Consider the following 24,730-nt stretch of genomic DNA (forward strand, 5'->3'; position numbering starts at 1 on the left):
CTCCGCTGGGGGCAGGGTTGTTCGGCTGCGGCTGTGTGTGGGGCTGGTCGCGCCCCGCGGCGGAGTCGCGGATCGATACAGCCCCGCGCCCCTATCGGGCGCTTGGACCCGTCTCGAGCGGCGGGGCTCCATGGTGACGGCCGATCGGGATCACCAGCGGGGTCCCGCTGACCGGGTCCGTCGTGATCTGGCAGGTCAGGTCGAAGACGTCCTCGACGGTGGCGGCGGTGATGACCTCCGCGGGGCTTCCTTCGGCGACGATCCGTCCGGACTTCATCGCGACGACGTGATCGGCGTACCGGCAGGCCTGGTTGAGGTCGTGGAGCACCATGACGACCGTGCGGTTCTCGCGTCGGTTGAGGTCGGTGATGAGGTCCAGGACGTCGATCTGATGGGCCAGGTCCAGATACGTCGTCGGCTCGTCCAGCAGCAGTACGGGGGTGCCCTGGGCGACCGCCATGGCGATCCAGGCGCGCTGGCGCTGGCCGCCGGACAACTCGTCGACGGGCCGGTCCGCGAGGTCCGTCATGCCGGTGGCGTCCAGGGCCCGCCGCACGGCCTGCTCGTCGGCCTTCGACCACTGCCGCCACCAGGTCTGATGCGGTGAACGGCCGCGGTTGACCAGGTCGATGACGGTCAGTCCCTCCGGCGCGAGTGGACTCTGCGGCAGGATGCCGAGGCGCTGGGCCAGCTCCCTGCTCGGTATCGACCGGATGGCCCGGCCGTCGAGGTGGACGGCTCCCTCCTTGGGCGCCAGCAGCCGGGCGAGGGCGCGCAACAGGGTGGACTTGCCGCAGGCGTTGGCGCCGACGACGGCCGTGATCCGGCCCGGCGGTACGGCCAGGTCGAGCCCGTCGACGACCAGCCGGTTGTCGTAGGCCAGCCGCAGACCGCTCGCGCGCAGGTCCGGGTCGGGGGCCGGCACGCGAGCGGCCGACCGGGGATCAGCCGACGTGGGCTCAGCCGACATGGGTTCAACCTCCTGATCCCGCGCGGTTGGCGCGGGCGAGCAGCCAGAGCAGGACCGGTGCGCCGAGCACTCCGGTGACGATTCCGACCGGCAGTTCCGTGCCGGGGACGAGCGTACGGGCGATGAGGTCGCCGCCGAGGACCACCAGCGCCCCGGTCAGTCCCGAGGCGACGGTCGGCGGCCAGGACGTACGGGCCAGCCGCTGGGCGATCTGCGGAGCGGCGAGCGCCACGAACGCGACGGGACCCGCGGAGGCGGTGGCGAACGCGATCAGTCCGACACCGGCGAGCAGGATGGCGAGGCGGACGGGCTGTACGCGCGTACCGAGGCCGGTGGCCACGTCGTCGCCGAGTTGGAGGGTGCGCAGCAGCCGGCCGAGCAGCAGTGCCGTCGGCAGCAGCACCGCCAGCGCGACGGCGAGCGGGCCGACCTGGTCCCACGTGCGGCCGTTGAGGTTGCCGACCAGCCAGCCGAGGGCGGCCTGTGCCTGGAAGCGTCCGCCCCTGGCCACCAGGTAGTCGGTGGCGCTCGTGCAGATCCAGGCCACGCCGATGCCGACCAGGATGATGCGGTATCCGGTGGTGCCGCGCCGCCAGGCCAGCACGTAGACGATCAGAGCCGAGGCCAGGGCGCCGAGCAGGCCGAGGGCCTGGGTGCCGAGACCGCCGTCCCAGCCCAGCACGATGCCCGCGACCACGGCGGTGCCCGCGCCCTGGGTGAGGCCGATCATGTCGGGGCTGGCCAGCGGATTGCGGGTCATGGTCTGGAACAGCGCGCCGGAGACACCGAAGGCGACCCCTGCCAGCAGCCCGACCAGGGCGCGCGGCAGCCGCAGTTCCCGCACCACGAGGACGGTTCCGGGGTCGCCTGAGCCCACCAGGGCCCGTACGACGTCGGTGAAGTCGATGGGATAGTCGCCGGTCGTCAGGCCCCAGCAGAACAGCAGGAAGGTGGCGGCGGTGAGCACCGCGCACAGGGCGACCAGCCGGGGGCGGAAGACACCGGAGACGGGCGGCAGGGACAGCCGGTAGGTGCGGAGGCGGGGGCCACCGGGTGAATCGTCGGGAACCGGGCGGGAGTTGAGCGCCTGCTTCGGGTTCGGCACGTTCACACCTCCGCCAGATTGCGTCTGCGGACCATGGCGATGAAGAAAGGGCCGCCGATGAAGGCGACCAGTACGCCCGCCTGGATCTCCGTGGGCCGTGCCACCAGGCGTCCGAGGATGTCGGCGGTGAGCAGCAGACTGGGGGCGAGGACCGCGGACAGTGGGAGCAGCCAGCGCTGGTCGGGGCCGATGCCCGCCGACTGGGCGAGCACGCGGGCGACATGGGGGACCACCAGGCCGATGAAGACGACCGGGCCGATGACCGCGACCGAGGCCCCCGTCAGCAGGGTGACCGCGGCGACGCCCGCGAGCCGGACCAGGCCGAGGCGCCGGCCGAGCGAGGCCGCGACGTCGTCGCCGAGGGCCAGGCTGTTGAGGGCCGGAGCGCAGGCCAGCGCCAGCACCGCGCCGATGACGAGGAAGGGCAGGACCCGCCACACCATGCCGCTGTCCGCGTCCGCGAGCGAACCCGCGGACCAGAAGCGGAACTTGTTGAGCGCGTCCACGTCGGTGAGCACGATGGCCTGTGTGAATGACCACAGCATCGAGGTGACGGCGATTCCCGCGAGTGCCAGTTTCACCGGGGTCATCCCGGACCGCCCGAGACCGCCCAGCAGATAGACGGCCACCGTGGCGATCAGCGCTCCGGCGAAGGCGAACCACACATATCCGTAGAGGGAGTTGATCCCGAGCACGCCGACGGCCAGCACGATGGCGAAGGAGGCGCCGGCGCTGACCCCGAGCACCCCGGGGTCGGCGAGCGGGTTGCGGGTCAGGGCCTGCATCAGCGCGCCGGCCAGCCCGAGGGCCGCGCCCGCGGCGAGCGCGAGGGCGGTACGCGGTACGCGCGCCGTCCAGACGACGTTGTCCACGAAACGGCTCGGTGCGTCGCCGAACAGGGCCCGGATCACCTGGTCCGGCGGGATGTCGGCCGCGCCGAGCGCGAGCGACAGCAGGCAGAGGACGGCCAGGACGACACCCAGCAGCGCCACGAGAAGGGCTGGGCGCGCTCTCTTGCCTGTCACCTTGCGGTCTCCAACGGCCGGCTTCCTTGGCTGAGGCGGGCCCGAATCGTAGAGGGAACGCCCCCGCCGTGCGGAGACGGGAAGTTCCGCACGGCGGGGGCGTCCGGCCGGCCCTCGGGACCGTGCTGGGGCCGGGGTATCAGGGGCGGGTGGTGAGGTAGCCGCCCATGGAGGTGAAGTACTGCGTCGCGGGCAGCTCGCGGCCGTCCTCGGTCCGTACGCGGGTGATGGCCAGGCCGTGGTTGCGGCCCGTGCGGGCGTCGGCTCCGGCGACGATCACGACGCCCTCGCCCTCGCGGTAGAAGATGCGGCCGGGCGTACCGCCGTAGCGGCCCTGGGACACCACGGCGGCGAGGACCTCGAGTCGCTTGCCCTTGTGGAAGGTGAAGGCGCTGGGGTACGGCTCGGACTGGGCGCGGACCAGGCGCTCCAGGTCCTCGGCCGGCCAGGCCCAGTCGATGCGGATGTCCTCGGCGGCCCGCTTGTGGAAGAAGCTCGCCTGGGACCGGTCCTGCTTGGTGAACTCCGTCTGCCCGGCGGCGATGAGGTCGAGCGCGCCGACGGTGACCGGGGCGATGAGGTCGACGGTCTTGTGGAAGAGGTCGGTGGCGGTGTCCGTCGGCCCGACCGGAACGGCCTCCTGCCGGACGATGTCACCCGCGTCGAGTTCGTCGTTCATCATGTGCGCGGTGACGCCCACTTCGGACTCTCCGTTGATCAGAGCCCAGATCAGCGGGGAGAAGCCGGCGTACTTCGGCAGCAGCGAGTCGTGGACGTTCAGCGTGCCGTGGCGCGGCAGGTCGAAGATGCGCGGGGGGATCCAGGTCCGCCAGTTGTTGGCCACGAGGATGTCCGGGTCGGCCTCCTTGAGGCGCTCGAACAGCTCGTCGTCGTCAGGGCGGTTGCGGATCAGCACCGGGACGCCGTGCTCCTCGGCGAGGTCGGCGACGGAGTCGCTCCAGATTTTCTCGTACGCGTGCTCGCTCTTGGGGTGGGTCACGACCAGCACCACGTCGTGTTCGGAGTCCAGGAGGGCTTGCAGGGTGCGGTGCCCCCAGGTCTGGTAACCGAACATGACGACCCGCATGGGGTTCCTCCTCGAAGGCAGGGGATGGACCGGGGTCAGTAAAGCAAGGCTTACCTTAGTATGCAACGGGGGTGCGTAGTGCCCCAGTTGGCGACTGCCGGTGCCTGATTGCCCGGTTCGTCCGGTCGACAGTCTTATGAGATTAGCTTAGGCTAACCTAAATTCCCGGTGGGCTCGGCCCGTTGGCATGCCCACCTTTCGCACTTCGTACCTTCCCCCGCCTGACAGGCGACTGCCCCGCACGATGGGAGTGACATGTCACAGGTTCTTCCTGATGACGCACCACTGGTCCACGACCTCATTGGCATCGGTTTCGGACCGTCCAATGTGGCCATGGCGATCGCACTCGGCGAGCACAACGCCCGAGCCGGCGAGCAGGAGGCGATCACCGCTCACTTCTTCGAGCAGCAGCCGTGCTTCGGCTGGCACCGGGGCATGCTGATCGACGACGCGACCATGCAGGTGTCCTTCCTCAAGGACCTGGTGACGCTCCGGAACCCGGCCAGTGAGTTCAGCTTCCTCTGCTACCTGAAGAGCAAGGGCCGGCTGATCGACTTCATCAACCACAAGAACCTCTTCCCGCTGCGGGTCGAGTTCCACGACTACCTGGAATGGGCCGCGGCCCAGGTCGAGGACGCGGTCTCCTACGGCCACGAGGTCGTCGGCGTCGCGCCCGTCGTCCGTGACGGAGTCGTGGAGCACCTGGAGGTGACGGTCCGGTCGGCGGAGGGTCTCGCGGTCCACCGGGCCCGCAACCTGGTCCTCGGCACCGGAATGCGTCCCCTCATGCCGGAGGGCGTCGAGACGGGCGACCGGGTCTGGCACAACTCCGAACTGCTGGCGAAGGTCGACCGGTTGGAGGGCACCTCGCCCTCCCGGTTCATCGTCGTGGGCGCCGGTCAGAGCGCCGCGGAGAACGTCGCCTACCTGCACCGCCGCTTCCCCGAGGCCGAGGTCTGCGCGGTCTTCTCCCGCTACGGCTACAGCCCCGCCGACGACAGCAGCTTCGCCAACCGGATCTTCGATCCCGCGGCGGTCGACGAGTACTTCGCCGCGCCCGAGAACGTCAAGCGGCGCCTGATGGACTACCACGGCAACACCAACTACTCAGTGGTGGACATCGACCTGATCGAGGACCTGTACCGGCAGACGTACCAGGAGAAGGTCCTCGGCACCGAGCGGCTGCGCTTCCTCAACGTGTCCCGGCTGACCGACGTCGAGGAGACCGCGGGCACGGCCCGTGCCACCGTGACCTCCCTCGTCACCGGCGAGGAGACCGTCCTGGACGCGGACGTCGTAGTCTTCGCCACCGGCTACAGCCCCGCCGACCCCCTCGGACTCCTCGGCGAGGTCGCGGACCACTGCCTGCGCGACGACGAGGGCCGCGTCCGCGTCGAGCGCGACTACCGCATCGTGACGGACCCCGAACTGCGCTGCGGCATCTACCTCCAGGGCGGTACGGAGCACACGCACGGCATCACGTCGTCCCTGCTGTCCAACACCGCGACCAGGGTCGGGGAGATCCTGGACTCGCTCCTCGCCCGGGGAGTGAAGGCCCCCTCGGACGAGGCCCGGACGGTCGCCGCGTGAACGGCCAAGGCCATGTTTCTCCGGTGGATCAATAGGGATAACGTACTTCGGCATGGGCATCACGACTGCGGTTGAGCGCCCCGCGCCCAGGGGCACAGACGCCCGTCGGCGGCGGGTGCTGGGTTTGGGCATGCTGGTGTTGGTCCTCGTGGCCGCGGGGGTGGTGTCGTTGGCTGTCGGTGCGCGCTCGTTGAGCCCCGCCGAGGTGTGGCACGGGCTGTTCGCGGCGCCGGACTCCGACCAGCGGCTCACCGAGATCAGGCTCATCGTGCGGACCGTGCGGGTGCCCCGGACGGTGCTCGCGATCGTGGCGGGCATCGCGCTGGGGGTCGGCGGAGCGCTGATCCAGGGGTACACGCGCAACCCGATCGCGGACACGGGCCTGTTGGGCGTGAACGCCGGTGCCTCGTTCGCCGTGGTGTCGGTGATCGCCGTGTTCGGGCTCTCCAACCCGTTCCAGTACGTCTGGTTCGCGTTCCTGGGAGCGGCGGTCGCCGGCGTCGTCGTGTTCGGCCTCGCGAGCATCGGCCGGGGCGCCGGCAATCCGTTGACGCTCGCACTGGCCGGGCAGGGGATCACGGTGTTCCTCGCGGCGATGACCACCGCGGTCGCGCTCACCGACCTTGCGTCGCTGAACGCGCTGCGGTTCTGGAACGCCGGCTCCGTGGCCGGCGTCGGATTCGACGTCATCTGGCCGGTGACCGCGTTCATCGCCGTCGGGCTGGTGCTGGCCCTGGCCATGCTGCCGTCCCTCAACCTGCTCAACCTGGGCGACGACGTGGCGCGGGGCCTCGGAGTGAACATCGCGCTGAGCCGGACCGTCGGCATCCTGGCCATCACCCTGCTCGCGGGCGCGGCGACGGCGGCATGCGGCCCCATCGCCTTTCTCGGGCTCATGGTGGCCCATGTGGCCCGGTACCTGACCGGTCCGGACTACCGCTGGCTGGTGCCGTACGCGGGACTGCTCGGCGCCATCGTCCTGCTGGTCTGCGACATCGTGGGGCGACTGGTGGTGCGGCCGGGCGAGTTGGACGCGGGTGTCCTCGTCGCCCTCCTGGGCGCCCCGTTCTTCGCGGTCCTGGTGTGGCGCGGAAAGTTCAAGAACGCATGAACGGGACCGATGTGAAACCGACGGTGGCGCCCGGCGTGCGGCTCGGCCAGGTGTCGTTCGTGTGGCGGCCGTTGGTCGTGTTCGTCACGCTGCTGCTGGCGGCGGCGACCTTCCTGGTGTTCTGCGTCTCCATCGGCGTGGGGGACTTCCCCATCGGCCTGAACCGGGTGATCGCCACGATCCTCGGCCGGGGCGAACGGGTCGACGAGTTCGTCATCATGGACCTGCGGATGCCGCGTGCCCTGGCCGGGCTCGTCGTGGGGATCGCGCTCGGGGTGTCCGGTGCGATCACCCAGTCCATCGCGCGCAATCCGCTGGCCAGCCCGGACATTCTGGGGGTCACCGGGGGCGCCAGCGCGGTCTCGGTGTTCCTGGTGACGGTGTCGGGCGGGACCGCGACGGCGATCGTCAGCTCCGTGGGCCTGTCCGCGGCGGCGCTCCTGGGCGGGCTCGGCACGGGTCTGCTGGTGTACTTCCTGGCGTGGCGGCGCGGGGTCGACGGCTTCCGGCTCATCCTCATCGGCATCTCGGTGAGCGCGGTGATGGAGGCGATCACGACCTGGCTGCTGGTCACCGCCGACATCCGGGACGTGGCCAAGGCCCAGGCGTGGCTGGTCGGTTCGCTGGACAACCGGTCGTGGGGCGAGGTCCGGATAGCGCTCTGGTGCACGCTCGTCCTCCTGGTCGTCGTGGCGAGTGTCGCGTTCCAGTTCAAGCCGATGCACTTCGGCGACGAGATCGCCGCGGGCCTCGGCGTCCGGTACTCGATGGTCCGGGCCGTCCTGCTGCTGTGCGCGGTACTGCTGGCCGCCGCGGCGGTGAGCGCGGCGGGCCCGGTGCCCTTCGTCGCGCTGGTGGCGCCGCAGGTGGCGATGCGGCTGGCGAGATGTCCGACGCCGCCGATGGTGGCCTCGGGGCTGGTCGGGGCGCTGCTCCTGATCGGCGCGGACCTGGTGGCACGTACGGCACTGCCGATCAGTCTCCCGGTCGGTGTGGTCACCGCGGCGATCGGCGGCCCCTTCCTCGTCTATCTCCTGGTGCGGGCGAATCTCAGATAACTGGTACAAAGAGTTAGGCAAACCTAAGTAGGCAGAGGGGGATTCGTGGCCGCGCAGCACATCGCCGAGGTCGAGGCCGGGGTCGGTGACACCTCGCGGCTGGCAGCGAAGGGCGTCACGGTCGGGTACGGCGGCCGGATCGTCATCGACGAGCTCGACGTGGCGATACCGCCAGGGGTCATCACCACGGTCATCGGCCCCAACGGCTGTGGGAAGTCGACCCTGTTGAGGACCCTGTCGCGGCTGCTCAAGCCGACCAGCGGGACAGTCGTGCTCGACGGCGACGACATCGTCAAGCTCAGGACCAGGGACGTGGCCAAGAAGCTCGGCCTGCTGCCCCAGGCGCCGGTGGCGCCGGAGGGGCTGACGGTGTCCGACCTGGTCGCCAGGGGCCGCCATCCGCACCAGAGTTGGCTGCGGCAGTGGTCGTCGGACGACGTCGCCGTCGTGGAGCGCGCACTGGCCATGACCGGGGTGTCCGACCTCGCCGACCGTCCCGTCGACTCGCTGTCCGGCGGACAGCGGCAGCGCGTCTGGATCTCGATGACCCTGGCCCAGGGCACCGACCTGCTGCTGCTCGACGAGCCGACCACGTACCTCGACCTGGCGCACGCTATCGACGTGCTCGACCTGGTGGACGACCTGCACGAGTCGGGCTGCACCGTGGTCATGGTGCTGCACGACCTCAACCTCGCCACCCGCTACAGCGACAACCTCGTCGTGATGAGGGAGGGGGCGATCCTGGCGCAGGGGCATCCGCGTGACGTGATCACCGCCGAACTGCTCCACGAGGCGTTCGGACTGCGCGCCAAGGTGATCGACGACCCGGTCGGCGACAGGCCGCTCATCGTGCCGATAGGCCGCGCTCACGTCCAACTCGACTAGATGCGCATAAAGATGACGAAGTTAGGCTAGGCTAACCTCACTTCGCCAGGATAAGGTTTGCCTGCCCTAAGACAGGGTGCAGCGGATGGCGCTAAAGCAAGGGATCTGGGATGTTCCTCCTTCGAACGACGCGTATGAAGCCCTGGCGGCGATTGGCGGCGACGGTTTCCGCGGCGACGCTCGGCGTCGGTCTTCTCGCGGGATGTGGTTCCGACTCCAAGGACGAGTCGAACGACAGCGCCCCGGCTGCCAAGTCCGGTGCGTTCCCGGTCACCGTGGAGCACGCGTTCGGATCCACGAAGGTCGCCGAGGCCCCCAAGCGCGTGGTCACCGTCGGATACACGGACGACCAGAGCGTCCTCGCGTTCGGCATCAAGCCGGTCGGCATGGTCGACCAGTACCCGAACCCGGCGGGCCAGAGCCCCGACATCAACACCCAGTGGCCCTGGGTGAAGGACAAGTGGGGCGACGCCAAGCCCGAGGTCATCATGAAGAACGGTGACGCCGGCCCCAACTACGAGAAGATCGCGGCCCTGCGGCCGGACCTGATCATCGCGGTCTACTCCGAGGTCGACAAGGCCGCCTACGACAAGCTCTCCCAGATCGCCCCGACGGTGGGCCGTACCAAGGCCGAGAAGGAGCCGTTCAGCGCTCCGTGGCAGGACAACGCGCTCCAGATCGCCAAGGCGCTCGGCAAGGCCGACGAGGGCGAGAAGATGGTCGAGGGCATCCAGGCCCAGCTCGACACCGCCAAGAAGGAACACCCGGAGTTCGCGGACCAGAAGGCCGTCGCGCTGTCCTGGTACAAGGACGCGGTCAACCCCTTCACCTCCACCGACGTGCGCGGCCAGCTGCTGACGGGCATCGGCTACAAGTACCAGACCGAGATCGACAAGGTCGCGGACGGCAGCTTCTCCGTCGCGCTGTCGCCCGAGCGCATCGACCTGGTCGACGTCGACCGCATCTTCGTCATCAACGACAAGGCGGACACGGCCGCCCTCAAGAAGTTCAAGCTGTTCACCAACCTGGACGCGGTGAAGAACGGCAAGGTCACGTACCTGCTGGACAGTGAGGGCCCGGCGATCGGCGCGGCCATCTCCCAGGGCACCCTGCTGTCCATGCCGTACGCGGTCGAGGAGCTCGTCAAGTCGGCGGCCGGCTAAGGATGTCGACGGTCAACGGATCCCGTCCCCGACCCGATCTGGTTGTGGTGTGAGCACTACCGACACACGCGTCGCCCCGGCAACTCTGCGTACGGCGACCGGGGGTGAGGCCACCCGCTGGGTAGCGGCACACTGCCGCGAGGTGCCGTGGCTGACCCTCTCCACCGTGCTCACCACGGTGGTGGGGGCGGCGCTCCAGGTACTCCCGGTGCTCCTGCTCGGCCGGGTGGTCGACGGGGTGGTCGGGGGCGAGTCCCGCTCGATCCTGGTCAGGATCGGGGTGTTGATGGTGGCCGCCGCGGTGTTCGGCGCGGTGGCCACCGCGGTCTCGACGTATCTGATCGGGCGGCTGGGCGCGGATCTGCTCGCGCGGCTGCGCGAAGGGGCCGTCCGGGCGGTGCTCGGGATGCCGAGCGAACGGATCGAGCAGGTCGGCCGGGGAGACGTACTGTCCCGGGTCGGGGACGACGTCGCCGTGATCTCCAAGGGCATCCGGACGGCCATCCCCACGGTGTTCTCGGCGGGAGTACTGGTCGCCATCGCCACGGTCGGCATGTTCGGCCTGGACTGGCGGCTCGGCCTGGCGGGCGCCGGCGCACTGCCCGCGTACGCGCTGGCCCTGCGCTGGTATCTCCCGCGGTCCGCCCCGCTCTACCGGAAACAGCGGGTGGCCCAGGCCGACCGCGCCCAGGCGTTGATCAGTGGCCTGAACGGGATCGACACGGTCAGGGCGTACCGCCTCGAGGGTGCCGTCCGCGAGAAGGTCACCAGCGAGTCGTGGCGGGTGCGTGAGCTCGGCATCGAGGTGTTCCGGTTCTTCGGCCGGTTCGTCGGCCGGGAGAACCGGGCCGAGTTCATCGGCCTGGTCCTGATCCTCGTGGTGGGGTACGCCCTGTTGGAGGCCGATGCCGCCAGCCTGGGCGAGGTGTCGGCGGCGCCGCTGATGTTCCACCGGCTGTTCACCCCGCTGGGCGCCATCATGTTCACCTTCGACGAGGCCCAGAAGTCGGGCGCGAGTCTGACCCGGCTGGTCGGGGTGCTGGGGGAGGACGCGGAGGACCGGCTGGTGGGCGACGAGGCCGTCGCGCCCGCGGATGCCGTGTCGTACCAAGTGACGGTGGAGGGGCTGACGTTCAGCTATCCCGACACCGAGGAACCGGTCCTGAGGGATGTCGCCCTGACGATCCCGGCCGGCGGTTCGCTCGCGCTGGTGGGGGCGACGGGCGCGGGCAAGTCGACCCTGGCCGCGCTGATCGCCGGCATAGGGACACCGCAGGCCGGATCGGTGCGTGTCGGGTCGACCGACCTCGCCGGTCTGGACGAGGCCGGGGCGCGGGCCCTGGTGAGCATCCTGACGCAGGAGACACATGTGTTCTCCGGTCCGCTCGCCGACGACCTGCGGCTGGCCGCGCCGGAGGCGACCGACGCCGAGCTGATGGACGCGTTGCGCACGGTCGGCGCCGGTGGATGGGTCGACGCGCTGCCCGAGGGGCTGAACACCCTGGTCGGCGAGGGCGGCGAGCGACTGGACGTCACCAAGGTGGCCCAGATCGCCCTGGCCCGCCTCGTGTTGGGCCGGGCACCGGTGGTCGTGCTCGACGAGTCGACCGCGGAGGCGGGCAGTGAGGGCGCCGCCGAGCTGGAGCGGGCCGTGCTGGCCGCGTGTGCGGGCCGGACCACGCTGTTCGTGGCGCACCGGCTGACCCAGGCGATGGCGGCGGACCGCATCGCCGTGCTGGACGCGGGACGCGTCGTTGAGCAGGGAACTCACGAGGAGTTGGTGGCTCTGGGCGGCCGCTACGCACGACTGTGGCGGGCCTGGCGCGAAGGCAGTTAGGTAAACCTAATTTAGGTTAGGCTAACTTTCATTACCTGGAAGGGACGCTGAGTCTTCGATGATGGAACCGAGCGCTCGTCTCGTACTGCTTTCTCCCACGCGCCTTGCCGACGTACGCAGGCGGACCGGCGACTTCTCCGACCGGACCATCGTCGAGGCATGCGCCATCGGGCTGTCGTACTGGGCCACGGGACAGAGTCCCGACGGCATCGACCTCACCCTCGGCACGCTGTTCGCCGACGTGCTCGCGTGGGTCGACAACGGCGGGGACGCGCCCGGCGGTGCGGAGTCCGGCAGTTGGGAAGCCCACGAGGGCGGCTGGAGCATCGCCGTCCCGGCGGGCGCCATGCAGTCCGACGCGCAGCTCGCGCTGGACGACCTGGCCGACTTCCCGGACCGGCCCGTCGGCACCATCGGCCCGTCCGGCGTGGCGGCGCGGATAGAGGCACTGGCCGAGTGGAACGACACCGAGGCCGACCGGGTCCGCCCGACCATGGTGGAGATGTTCCGCGAGCAGGCGCGTACCCGTCCTGACGCCGTTGCCATCGTCGACGAGCACCGATCCCTGACGTACCGTCAGGCGGCCGAACTGTCCAGCCAGTTGGCCCACCACCTCATCGAGCGCGGACTCACCGCCGAACAGGTCGTCGGCATCTCGCTGGGCCGCTCCGCCGACATGGTGATCGGGCTGCTCGGCGTCCTCCAGGCCGGGTGCGCGTTCGTCCCGCTCGATCCGCAGTGGCCCGCCGCACGCCGAGCCGTCGTCATCGAGGACGCCCGGGTCGTACTGCAGCTCAACGACTCCGGCGAGCAGGCCCCGGGCGAACCCGACGCCGTGGCCGTCGACCTCGGCGACTGGAAGTTCGGCTCCCACCCCACCGACGGGACCGGCATCGCCGTCGACGGCGACGCCCTGGCGTACGTGATCTTCACGTCCGGTTCGACCGGGCGGCCCAAGGGCGCGATGATCCGTCACGAAGCCATCAGCGAGCGCCTGTTGTGGCAGGTCGACGAGATCCTCGGCTTCGGCCACGACGACGCGTCACTGTTCAAGGCGCCGCTGTCCTTCGACATCTCCATCAACGAGATCTTCCTGCCGCTGGTCAGCGGCGGCCGGCTGGTGGTCCTGCGGCCCGGCGGCGAACGCGACCCGCACCACCTGCTGAGCGTCATCGCCGAACACCGCGTCACCTTCACCTACTTGGTCTCGTCCATGCTGGACGTACTCCTCGAGATCGCCGGCGACTCCGGAGACCTGGACAGCCTGCGGCACGTGTGGTGCGGCGGCGAGGTGCTGACCCCCGAGCTGTACGAGCGGTTCCGCACCCGGCTCGACATCCCCATGTACCACGGCTACGGCCCGGCCGAGACGACGATCGGCGTCTCGCACGTCATCTACCGGGGCGAGGCGGAACGCCTGTCGACGTCGATCGGCAAGGCCAACCCCAACACCCAGCTGTACGTGCTGGACGACGAACTGCGCCCGGTCCCGGTCGGCGTCGGCGGCGAACTGTACGTGGGCGGCTTCCTGTTGGGGCGCGGCTACGTCAACGCGCCCGGCCTGACGGCGTCCCGGTTCGTGGCGAACCCCTTTGCCGCGGACGGGTCCCGGCTGTACCGGACCGGTGACCTCGCGAGGTTCGCCCCGGACGGTTCGCTGGACTTCCTCGGCCGTGCCGACAACCAGATCAAGATCCGCGGTATGCGGCTGGAGATCGAGGACGTCGAGGTCGGTCTCGCCGAACACCCCGGCGTACGGCACACCTGCGTCGTCGCGAAGAAGAACGCGGCGGGCGGCACCTACCTCGTGGGGTACGTGATCCCGGCCGCCGGGAGCGAGACCCTGCGGGCGGACGAGGTCAAGGCGTGGGCCACCGAGCACATGGTCGAGTACATGGTGCCCGCCCATGTCGTCGTGATGAAGGAGTTCCCGCTCACCGCGAACGGCAAGCTCGACCGGAACGCGCTGCCCGAACCCGCCGTCGGGACAGGCTCGATCGTCCCGCCCACCACCGAGAACGAGCGCGCGGTCTGCGCGGCGATCGCGACGCTGCTGCAGCTCGACGAGGTCGGTGTCGACCAGGACTTCTTCCAGCTCGGCGGAGACAGCATCCTGGCGATCTCGCTGCTCAGCGCGTTGCGCGACGCGGGCCTCTACGTCACGACACGGCAGATCTTCACCCACACCCTGGTGGGAGCACTGGCGGCGGTGGCGAGCCGTGAGGACGTCTCCACCGTGGACCACGGTGACGTCGCGACCGGCGCCGTCGTGGGCTCGCCCATCGTGCAGTGGCTCGGCGAGACCACGGACGCGATCGACGGCTTCGTCCAGTCGGTCGTGCTGAACACCCCGGCGGACCTGACCGCCGACGCTCTCGACGAGATCCTCGCCGCCCTGGTCGGCCGACACGACATGCTGCGCGCCCAACTGGTGCGTGGCGACCACTGGAGCTTCGAGATACCGGAGGCCGACCAGGCCGCCCCGGGGTGGCAGGAGAGCGACCGGCCGCTCGACGAGTGCGTCGCCCTCGCCACCGACGGTCTCGACCCGGCGAATGGCGCGATGCTGCGTGCCGTGTGGCGCCGCGAGGCACGCCAACTCGTCCTGGTCGCCCACCATGTGGTGATCGACGGCGTGTCCTGGCGGGTCCTGATGGAGGACCTGGCCACGGCATGGCGCCAGTTCTCCTCGGGCGCGCCGATCGACCTGCCTCCGGTGGGCACGTCGTTCCGCCGCTGGACACAGTTGCTGGACCGCGCCGCCTTCGACGCGGACAGCGCCTACTTCCGGCGCCCCTTGCCGGGAGCGGACGAACCGGTGGGCAGGCGCGCGCTGTCCGAGGCCGACACCGTCGCGGGCGAACGGCTCCGGACCGTCTCCGTCGGCCCCGAGGTCACGGCCGCGCTGCTCGGCGAGATCCCCGCGAAATTCCACGCGGGCGTCAACGACGTACTGCTGACGGCACTCGCCGTCACCCTCGCCCGATGGCGCCGCGACCTCGGTCAGGACCAGACGTTCGCGCACATCGAACTCGAAGGCCACGGCCGCGAAGGGCAGTTCGTGGCGGGCACCGCCGGCTTCGAACCCGAACTGTCCCGGACCGTGGGCTGGTTCACCACGCTGTTCCCGGTGACCGTGGACCCCGGCGCGGCGAGCGACCTCACCGCACCCGAGTACCTGGCCGCCGCACTCAAGGCGGTCAAGGAGGACCTCGCCCGGGTGCCGGACAACGGCGTCTCCTACGGCGCCCTGCGCTACCTCGCCCAGAGCGAGTTCGACGCGCCCGCACCCCAGGTGCTGTTCAACTACCTGGGCCGCTTCGACGCGGGCTCGTCCGGCGACTGGCAACTCGCGGGCACCACAGGCCAGTTGGGCGAGAAGCGCGACCCGAGGATGCGCCTGCCGCGCGCCCTGGAGTTCAACGCGATCGCCGAACCCGCCACCTCGACCGGCGAGTACGAACTGGTCACCACCATCTCCTGGCCCGACGGGATGTTCACCGACGAGGACATCACGACGCTCGGCGAGTACTTCCGGCTGGCCCTGGCCGGACTGGCCGCGCTCGACCAGGGCGGCCACACCCCCAGCGACTTCCCCCTGGTGCCCCTGACACAGGCCGACGTCGACACCCTGGACGGCCCGGAGCTGCGGGACATCCTGCCGCTGACCCCGCTGCAGGAAGGCCTGTACTTCCACTCGGTCTTCGACGACGACTCCGCGGGCAGCTACGTCGAGCAGCAACTGCTCACGCTGGACGGCGAGGTGGACGCCGACCGGCTCGCCGCCGCGGCCACCCGCCTGCTCACCCTCTACCCGAACCTGGCCGCACGGTTCGTGGCCCTCGCCGACGGCCGCGTGGTCTCCGTACTGGACAGCGGCGCGGAGGCGCCCTTCACCACGCTGGACCGCCCCGGCATCACCGACGACGAGATACGCGACCACGCGGAACGCGACCGCCGCGCCGGATTCGACCTGGCCACAGGACCACTGATGCGGTACACGCTCGTCCGCGCGGGCTCCGGCCGCAGCGTCCTGGTGCAGACCGTGCACCACATCATCGCCGACGGCTGGTCGGTGCCGCCGATGCTCCGCGCGCTGCTGGCCGAGTACCACGCGCCGGGGACCGTGTACGCGATCGGCGGCTTCCCCGACTACGTGCGCTGGCTCGCCGGACGCGACGCCGACGAGAGCGACCGCGTCTGGCAGGAGCAGCTCGCCGAGCTGCCCGGCCCCTCCCTCGTTGCTGAGGGGCACACTCCGTCGGACCAGTTCGACGACACCGCGGTGGAGCCGACGGACGACATCGACGCGGCCGTCCGGTCCGCCGGGGTGCCGCTGAGTGCGGCCGTGCACAGCGCCTGGGCCGTGACGCTGGGCGGCATCCTGCACGGCAAGGACGTCGTGTTCGGCTCCACGGTGTCCGGGCGCGACGCGGAGGTGCCCGGCATCGAGAACATGGTGGGTCTGTTCATCAACACGATCCCCGTACGCGCCCGTTGGGCCGGAACCACCACGGCCCGCGACCTGCTCGCCTCCGTACGGGAACACCAGAGCGCGGTACTGCCGCACCAGCATGTCTCGCTGGCGAGGATCGGCCGCCAGGCCGGCACAGGCTCCCTCTTCGACACCCTGGTGGTCTTCGACGTCGCGACCGACGTGGACGCGCTGCGAGGGCCCGACGACGACCTGGTCATCACCGACATCGTGAACGAGGGCGCCCCGCACTACCCGTTGACCCTGGTGGTGGAGCGCGCACTCGACGGCCGTCCGCGCTTCAACCTGATCTACGACGGCGAACTGCTGCGGGAGGCTCGCGCCCAGGAGATCCTGCGTACGTTCACCCGGACCCTCACCGACCTGCTCACCCGGCCCGACGCCCTGGTCGAGGACCTGGCGCCCGAGGACGGCCGACGTCCCGCACACATCACTCCGACCACCCTGGGCGGACTCTTCGACGCCGCCGCGCGCCGGGACCCGGCCGCCACCGCCGTCACCCAGTGCGGTCTCGACGGCGGCACCAGGTCACTGACTTACGGCGAACTGTCGGACGCGAAGGACGAGTTGGCCTCGGTGCTGCGTGCGTCCGGGGTCGGCCCGGGCAAGCGGGTCGCCGTCGCCGTCCCGCGTTCTCTTGAGCAGGTCGTCGCCCTGGTCGCGATCGTCGGCGCGGGCGGTGCCTACGTGCCGCTGGACCTGGCGTACCCGGACGAACGGCTGGAGTACATCCTCGCCGACTCCGCTCCGCAGGTCGTCCTCGTGGAGCGTGAGCAGCGGGAACGCTTCACGGAGCTGCTGGCCCGGGCAGGCGTGTCGGCCCGCGTGTTCGTACAGGGGGACGAGCCGCCGCGGGCAGATGCCCAGGCGTGGGGCGATGGGCAGGCGCAGGGAAGCGGGCAGGCACCGGGAGCTGGGCAGGCGACGGCCCCCAACGAGCCCGGTCCGGCGGTCAGTTGGCGCGACCCCGCGTACGTGATCTACACGTCCGGATCGACCGGCCGGCCCAAGGGTGTCGTCGTCCCGCACTCCAGCGTGGTGACGCTGCTCGCGAACACCCGGCCCGACATGGACTTCGGTCCGTCCGACGTGTGGGTCCAGTTCCACTCCTTCTCCTTCGACTTCGCGGTCTGGGAGCTGTGGGGGGCGCTGGCGCACGGCGGTGAGCTGCTGGTGCCCGAGTACGGGCTGACCCGTTCCCCGGTCGACTTCCACCGGCTGGTCCGCGAGCGCGGAGTCACAGTGCTCAACCAGACCCCGTCAGCGTTCTACCAGTTCATCGAGGCCGACCGGCACGCCGGAGAGCCCGTCACCGCACTGCGCCGGATCGTCTTCGGTGGCGAGGCGCTGGACCTCGGGCGGCTGCGCGGCTGGGTCGAGAGGCACGGCACCGGTTCGCCCGAGCTGGTCAACATGTACGGCATCACCGAGACCACGGTCCACGTCACCCACCGGGTGCTGACCGACGAGGACTTCGGCCTCGGCGACGACGTCAGCCCCATCGGCGGTCCGATTCCCGGCCTGACCACCTATCTGCTCGACGACCGGCTCCGGCCGGTGCCGCCGGGCCGGGTCGGCGCCATCTACGTGGTCGGCGACCAGGTGTCCCTCGGCTACCTGGGCAGGCCGGGGCTCACCGCGGGCCGGTTCGTGGCGAACCCGTTCGCCGACGACGGCTCCCGGATGTACCACACGGGCGACCTCGCCCGGCGCACGCTCGACGGCGAGCTGGAGTTCGCGGGCCGCGCCGACGACCAGGTCCAACTCAAGGGCTTCCGGATCGAGTTGGGCGAGGTCGAGTCCGCGATCCGGGAACTCGACGGTGTGGTCGACGTGGCCGTCACCGTGGCGGACAGCGGCGACCACCTGGTCGCACACGTGGTGGGTTCCGTGCCCGGCGACCTCACCGGCCTCCTGTCCACGAAGCTGCCCGTGCACATGGTGCCCGGGCGGGTGCTGTCGGTCGACGCCTTGCCACTGACGGTCAACGGCAAGCTGGACCGCAAGGCTCTGATCGAGCGGGCGGGTACGCCCCTCCGGGGTGCGGGGCACGCGGTGACCAGCCCTGACGGACTCGCAGACGGATACGCCCCTGTTGCGACCCTTCCTGCGGAACGCGTCAGCGATTCCACGCTCGCCGAGCTGGTCGGCATCTTCGCGGAAACCCTGCCCGGCTCCGCCGCGGGCACCGTGGATGCCGACACCGACTTCTTCATGGCCGGGGGCGACAGCATCGTCGCCATCACCGTGATCAACCGGGCGAGGGCGCTGGGCCTGCCGATCGCGCCACGGGACGTGTTCCTGTTCAGGACACCGCGCGCGCTCGCCGAGCACGTGGGCACGCGCACCCCGCAGGCCACGCCGACGGACCCGGCACCCGCCCGCCGCGAGGACGGCCCGCTGACGCCGACGCCGATCATCCTGCGCCAGCGCGAACTGGGCGGATCGCTCGCCCGGTTCGCCCAGGCGAGGACGCTCGTGGCCCCCGAGGGCACTGGTTTCGCCGATGTCGAGCGCGCCGCGAACGCCGTCGTGGCCGCACACCCGGCCCTCCGCCTGCGGCTGCGCGCCGAGCACGGGGTGTGGGCCCTGCGCACCGAACCCGCCCGCGAGGTCACCGTCGTGGAGACGGCCGCGACCGACGCGACGACCGCGGCGAACGAAGCCGCCGGACGGCTCGATCCCGAGTCCGGGGACGTCATCGCGTTCACGTGGCTGGCGGCGAGCCGGACCCTGGTCGTCACCGTGCACCACCTCGCCGTCGACTCGGTGTCCTGGCTGATCGTCCTCGACGACCTGGCCGCCGCCTTGAGCGGGGCGCCCCTGGCACCGCCGACCACGTCCTACGCCGAGTACGCCGAAGCCCTGACGCTCCAGGCCACCTCGGCGATCGACGGCCTCGGGCGCTGGGTCACCACGCTCCAGGCGCCCGAACTGCTGCCCGCGGTCGAGAGGTTGCGCGAGATCACGGTCGTACTCGCGCCCGACGTGAGCGACCGCGTGACACGTACCGCGCCCGCCGCACTCGGCGTCGGTCTCACCGAGCTGCTGTGCGGCGCCCTGCGCACCGCGCTGACCGGCGTCCAGCCGTCACCCACCGACCTGGCGGTCGAGCTGGAGCGGCACGGCCGGGTCCCGGCCCTCGAACACCACGACTACACCCGTACGGTCGGCTGGTTCACCTCCATCGCGCCCGTGCGGCTCACGGCGCACACCGACCCGGTCGCGGCGGCTCGCGAGGTCGCCGAACGCCAGCCGGACGAGTGCGGACACGTCGCCTACGGCGGGCTCAGGTACCTCAACCCGCAGACCGCACCGCTCCTCACCGCCCGCCCGCAGGTGCTGTTCAACTACCTCGGCCGGGGCAGCGAGTCCCAGGCGCTGCACATCACCGGCGGCGATCAGGGCAGCCCGTACGCCGTCGAGGTCAACGCCTGGGTCGACGAGGGCACCGGGAGCCTGCGCGCGGAGTTCACCCTCGCCGAGGGCGTTCCCGACGAGATCACCGAGCACTGGCTCGGCGCGTTGAAGCACATCGCGGACGCCTCCGAGACGGCCGAGCGCACGGCACCGGTCACCCCGCTCCAGCGGGGCCTGTTCTTCCAGGCCCAGATGGCGGGCTCGGCCGGACACTACGTCGCGCAGAGCTGGTTCACCTTCGACCGGCGGCTGGACACCGACGCCCTGGCCGAGGCGATGGCGTACGTGATCGGGCGCCACCCGATCGTGGGCGCCGGCTTCTCCACCGACGACGACGGAAACCCGGTCCAGGTCCTCAAGGCGGGCCGGCGGGTCGGCGTACGTACGGTCGAGCTGGCGACGGATGCCGAGGTCGAGGCCCTGCGCGCCCGGGATCGGGACACGGGGTTCGACCCGGGTGAGCCGCCGCTGATCCGGCTGACGGTGGTGCGGCTGCCCGACGGCCGCGACGGCCTGCTGCTGAGCTACCACCTCCTGCTGTGGGACGGCTGGTCCCGCGAGATCATGCTGCGGGACCTGTTCGACGCCTATCAGGCCGTCGTCGCGGGCGAGCCACTGGACGCGGCTCCGGCCACGCCGAGCTTCGAGGACTACGCCCGGGCGCTCGACGCCAAGGACCCCGCCGTTTCGGAACGCTTCTGGGCCGAGCACCTGGCAGGCCTCGCGGGCCCGACACTGCTCGCCGGACCGGCGCCGGCCCTCTCCGACGACCTGCCGCAGGCGCTCGTGCACCAGATGTCCGAGGAGCAGTCGGAACTGCTGCGGGAAGCGGCCAGGACGCACGGCGTCACGCTGAACTCGGTGCTGACCGGCGCCTTCGGCCTCCTGCTCGGCGCCCATACGGGCCGCAGTGACGCCGTGTTCGGCGTGACCGTCTCCGGCCGCGAGGGCGAGGGGCTGTCCGACATCGTCGGCGTGCTGCTCAACACCGTGCCCATGTGGACGCGGGCACGGCCGGACGACACGGTCCGCGAGTATCTGTCGGCCGTGCAGACGGCCAGGGTCGAGGCGATGGAGCACGAGCACCTCGGCCTCGGCGAGATCCAGCGGGCCAGCGGGCACGACACCCTGTTCGACAACCTGTTCGTGCTCCAGAACTTCCTGGACATGGACGCGTTCGCCGAGATGAACGCCAGGCACGGCATCACCTCGGTGAAGGCCGACGACTCCACCCACTATCCGTTCACCTGGGTCGTCACGCCCGGAGACCGGCTCACGGTCAAGCTGGAGCACCGCTACGGCGACTCCGACAACGCCCGCCGTCTCCTCGACGACTATCTGCGCGTGCTCGAGGACCTGGCCCGGTCGACCGGACCGGTCGGCGCGTTGCCGGGTCTGGGGGCCGAGCCCGAGTCGGCTGAGCGCACGGCCGTCGGAACGGACACCGTGGTCGACCGGTTCGACCGGGCGGCGGACCGCGACCCGGAGCGGGTGGCGCTCGTCGCCCACGGCTCGACCATGACCTTCGCCCAACTGCGGGACCGCAGCCGGGCGGTGGCGGGTGTGCTGGCCCGGCGTGGCATCGGCACGGAGACGAACGTGGGGCTCGCGATCCCGCGCTCCCTCGACTCGATCGTGGCGTTGTTCGCCGTGCTGCGCGTCGGCGCCGCGTACGTACCGCTGGAACTGGACCACCCGGACGAGCGGATCGCCGCGATCGTCGAGGACGCCCGCCCGGACGTGATCCTCACCGTGAGCGCCGTCTCGCCCCGGCTGACCGGCGACCTGATCGAGCTGGACCGACCCCTGCCGGAGGCCGAGCCGTTCGTGACGTTCGCGCCGGACGACCCGGACCGCCTGCGGCACCCCGCGTACACGATCTACACCTCCGGTTCGACCGGGAAGCCCAAGGGCGTGGTGACCGAGTACGCCGGGCTCACCAACATGCTGATCAACCATCAGCGCCGCATCTTCGAGCCGGTGTTGGCCGAGCACGACCACCGGGTCTTCCGGATCGCGCACACCGTGTCGTTCGCCTTCGACATGTCGTGGGAGGAGCTGCTGTGGCTCGCCGACGGGCATGAAGTGCACATCTGCGACGAGGAGTTGCGCCGCGACGCGCCCCGACTCGTCGAGTACTGCCTCGATTTCGGCATCGACGTCATCAACGTGACCCCGACCTACGCACAACAACTGGTCGCGGAAGGACTGTTGGAGAACCCGGCACGTCGGCCGGCGCTCGTGCTGCTGGGCGGCGAGGCCGTCACCCCGACGCTGTGGCAGCGGCTCGCCGAGACCGAGGGGACGGTCGGCTACAACCTGTACGGGCCCACCGAGTACACCATCAACACCCTCGGCGTCGGCACCTTCGAGTGCCAGGACCCGGTGGTGGGCGTGGCGATCGACAACACCGACGTGTACGTACTGGACCCGTGGCTGCGCCCGCTTCCGGACGGAGTCCCCGGTGAGCTGTACGTGTCCGGCATCGGCATCGCGCGCGGCTATCTCGGGCAGCCCGCCCAGACCGCGCACCGCTTCGTCGCCTGCCCGTTCGGCGAACCCGGCGAGCGCATGTACCGCACCGGTGACCTGGTGGTCCGGCGGTCCGACGGCAACCTGATGTACCTGGGCCGCACCGACCAGCAGGTCAAGATCCGCGGACACCGGGTCGAACTGGGTGAGGTCGAGGCCCTGTTCGCGGCCCACCCGGCGGTGCGGTTCGTCGCCGCGGTCGCCCAGCCCGACCCGCAGGTCGACGGGGCGTACCGGCTGGCCGCCTACCTCGTGCTCGACGGCTCCGACCTGGCGGCCGTCGCCGCCGAAGTGGGCGCCGGACTCCCGGACTTCCTGCGCCCGACGCACTACGCCGAGGTCGACAGCATCCCCCTGACGGTGAACGGGAAGGCTGACACCAAGGCGCTGCCCGAGGCCAAGCCGCTGGGTGCGCTGACCACGGCGGGGGAGCGCGGACCGGAGACCGAGACCGAGACCACGGTGTGCGAGTTCTTCGCCGAGGCACTGGACCTGGACGACGACGAGGTGAGCGCGGTGAGCGACTTCGTGTCCCTCGGAGGGCACTCCATGCTGGCGGTACGGCTGATCGGGATGCTCCGCCGGGAGTACGGTCCTGTGATCACCATCCGAGACCTGTTGACCCTGCGAACCCCGGAAGCGATTGCCCACCATCTCGATGACAACTCCTGACACACAGCGGCCCCGACCGGGGTCCGACATCCTCCGTACCGCTCTGCGCCGCAACATCGGCGCCATGGTCTGGGGCACCGTCCTCATGGGCCTGTACCAGGCAGGCGAGACGGCCTTTCCCATCGCGCTCGGCCTCATCGTCGAACACACGATGCAGGGCGACCGGAGCCTCGGCGCGCTCGGCCTGTCGATCGGCGCGCTGGCCGTGATCATCACGACCGTGTCGCTGTCGTGGCGGTTCGGGATGCGCGTCCTGCAGAAGGCCAACACGACCGAGGCACACCGCTGGCGGGTGCGGGTCGCGGCCTGCGGACTCCAGCCGGTGGCCAGGGACGTCGACCTCAAGTCCGGCGAGATCCTGACCATCGCCACCGAGGACGCCGACCAGACCGCCGACATCATCGAGGTGGTGCCGCTGCTGATCAGCTCGCTGGTCGCGGTGGTGGTCGCGGCGGTCGCGCTGGGCCTGGCGGACATCCGGCTCGGGCTGCTGGTGATCGTGGGAACCGTCGCGATCCTGTCCGTCCTGAGCGTGATGTCCAAGCGGATCGGCGCCAGCACCCAGGAACAGCAGGCCCGGGTCGCGCGGGCCGGCGCGAAGGTCGCCGACCTGATCATCGGCCTCCGCCCGCTGCACGGCTTCGGCGGCAACCACGCGGCGTTCCGGTCCTACCGGAGAGTCAGCACGGAGGCCAAGCACCAGGCGATCACCGTCGCCAAGGTGAACGGCGTCTACGCGGGCACCGCGCTGGCCCTCAACGCGGTCCTCGCCGCCGCCGTGACCCTCACGGCCGGCTGGCTCGCGTTCGGTGGCGAGATCACCATCGGTGAACTGGTCATGGCCGTGGGCCTGGCGCAGTTCATCATGGAACCCCTCAAACTGTTCTCGGAGATGCCCAAGTACGTGATGATCGCCCGCGCGTCCGCCGAGCGGATGGCGCTGGTCCTGACCGCGCCGCCGGTGACGACACCGGGCCCTGAGCGCCCGTCCGAGGGCGGATCCCTGGAGATCGACTGTGTCCGGTACGGGACCCTGCGCGACGTGAAGTTCCAGGTGCCGGCCGGGGAGTTCGTGGCGATCGCCGTCTACCAGCCCCGCTCGGCGGCCGACCTCGCGTCGGTCCTGTCGGTGAACGTCCCGCCCGAGGCGTACGAGGGATCGGTGCGGGTCGGCGGGCAGGAGCTCGCGGAGCTGTCGGTCGAGGCGGTGCGGGAGCACATGCTGGTGAACCCCTACGACGGGGAGATCTTCGCGGGCACCCTCCGTACGAACATCGACCCGTCCGGCACCAGCCGGTCGGTCCCCGAGGCCGTCGAGGCGTCCCTGCTGACCGATGTCGTCGCCCTGCACCGCGAGGGCCTCGACCACGGGGTCCGCGACCGAGGCGCGAACCTCTCAGGAGGACAGCGCCAACGACTGTCCCTGGCCCGCGCGTTGGCCGCCGACACCGACGTCCTCGTCCTGCACGACCCGACGACAGCCGTCGACGCGGTCACCGAACAACTCATCGCCCGCAACATCGCAAAACTGCGCCGAGGCCGCACCACCGTCGTCCTCACCAGCAGCCCGGCCCTCCTGGACGCCGCCGACCGAGTCCTGGTCCTGGACGAAGGCGCAATCACAGCAGAAGACACCCACCGCAACCTCCTGGCGAAGGACGAGACTTACTGCTCGGCGGTGGCCCGCTAACTTTCTGACGGGCCTGTGGCTTCAAGGGGCGCGGGGAACTGCGCAGTCTTTTAGGGGGCGCGGGGAACGGCGCAGTCCTTTGGGGCGCGG

General features: G+C 70.6%; 12 protein-coding genes. 8 read left to right on the forward strand and 4 right to left on the reverse strand.

The window, feature by feature from the left end; all coding sequences use genetic code 11:
- Nucleotides 1-91: 91 nt before the first annotated feature.
- From ACN20J_RS42155 to ACN20J_RS42170, 4 genes are all read right to left on the reverse strand, one after another.
- A complete protein-coding gene (locus ACN20J_RS42155) occupies nt 92-970 on the reverse strand; it encodes an ABC transporter ATP-binding protein (protein WP_419668023.1) in 879 nt (292 codons plus the stop codon).
- Between the two features lie 4 nt (nt 971-974).
- Nucleotides 975-1,994 carry a FecCD family ABC transporter permease gene (locus ACN20J_RS42160; RefSeq protein ID WP_419669051.1) on the reverse strand — a complete coding sequence of 340 codons (1,020 nt, stop codon included), beginning with the start codon at nt 1,992-1,994 and terminating at the stop codon, nt 975-977.
- 83 nt (nt 1,995-2,077) lie between these two features.
- Nucleotides 2,078-3,100 (reverse strand): FecCD family ABC transporter permease, encoded by a 1,023-nt coding sequence (locus ACN20J_RS42165; RefSeq protein WP_189839460.1) that lies wholly within the window; start codon nt 3,098-3,100, stop codon nt 2,078-2,080.
- A gap of 139 nt (nt 3,101-3,239) precedes the next feature.
- Nucleotides 3,240-4,187 (reverse strand): methionyl-tRNA formyltransferase, encoded by a 948-nt coding sequence (locus ACN20J_RS42170; protein WP_362296048.1) that lies wholly within the window; start codon nt 4,185-4,187, stop codon nt 3,240-3,242.
- 255 nt (nt 4,188-4,442) lie between these two features.
- Between ACN20J_RS42170 and ACN20J_RS42175 the strand changes: the two genes are divergently transcribed.
- The 8 genes from ACN20J_RS42175 (at nt 4,443) to ACN20J_RS42210 (ending at nt 24,640) form a co-directional block, all read left to right on the forward strand.
- Nucleotides 4,443-5,777: a lysine N(6)-hydroxylase/L-ornithine N(5)-oxygenase family protein gene (locus ACN20J_RS42175; protein WP_361891022.1), complete on the forward strand. Its 1,335-nt coding sequence runs from the start codon at nt 4,443-4,445 to the stop codon at nt 5,775-5,777.
- Nucleotides 5,778-5,829: 52 nt separating this feature from the next.
- Nucleotides 5,830-6,888 carry a FecCD family ABC transporter permease gene (locus tag ACN20J_RS42180; protein ID WP_189839457.1) on the forward strand — a complete coding sequence of 353 codons (1,059 nt, stop codon included), beginning with the start codon at nt 5,830-5,832 and terminating at the stop codon, nt 6,886-6,888.
- Entirely contained in the window at nt 6,885-7,946 is a 1,062-nt protein-coding gene (locus ACN20J_RS42185) for a FecCD family ABC transporter permease (protein ID WP_189839456.1), read from the forward strand. The genes ACN20J_RS42180 and ACN20J_RS42185 overlap by 4 nt, the downstream gene beginning before the upstream one ends.
- A gap of 45 nt (nt 7,947-7,991) precedes the next feature.
- Nucleotides 7,992-8,831 (forward strand): ABC transporter ATP-binding protein, encoded by an 840-nt coding sequence (locus ACN20J_RS42190; protein ID WP_055612536.1) that lies wholly within the window; start codon nt 7,992-7,994, stop codon nt 8,829-8,831.
- A gap of 110 nt (nt 8,832-8,941) precedes the next feature.
- Nucleotides 8,942-9,994, forward strand: a complete 1,053-nt coding sequence (locus ACN20J_RS42195) for an ABC transporter substrate-binding protein (protein ID WP_189839455.1) — start codon at nt 8,942-8,944, stop codon at nt 9,992-9,994.
- A 49-nt stretch (nt 9,995-10,043) separates the two neighbouring features.
- On the forward strand, nt 10,044-11,831 hold the full coding sequence (locus ACN20J_RS42200) for an ABC transporter ATP-binding protein (RefSeq protein ID WP_189839454.1): 1,788 nt from the start codon (nt 10,044-10,046) through the stop codon (nt 11,829-11,831).
- Between the two features lie 58 nt (nt 11,832-11,889).
- Nucleotides 11,890-22,950, forward strand: a complete 11,061-nt coding sequence (locus ACN20J_RS42205; protein WP_419668024.1) for an amino acid adenylation domain-containing protein — start codon at nt 11,890-11,892, stop codon at nt 22,948-22,950.
- Nucleotides 22,937-24,640 carry an ABC transporter ATP-binding protein gene (locus ACN20J_RS42210; RefSeq protein ID WP_419668025.1) on the forward strand — a complete coding sequence of 568 codons (1,704 nt, stop codon included), beginning with the start codon at nt 22,937-22,939 and terminating at the stop codon, nt 24,638-24,640. Before ACN20J_RS42205 ends, ACN20J_RS42210 begins: the two co-directional genes overlap by 14 nt.
- Nucleotides 24,641-24,730 lie beyond the last annotated feature (90 nt).

It is taken from the genome of Streptomyces sp. 2-1 (assembly GCF_048564895.1).
Classification (GTDB): Bacteria; Actinomycetota; Actinomycetes; order Streptomycetales; family Streptomycetaceae; genus Streptomyces; species Streptomyces phaeochromogenes.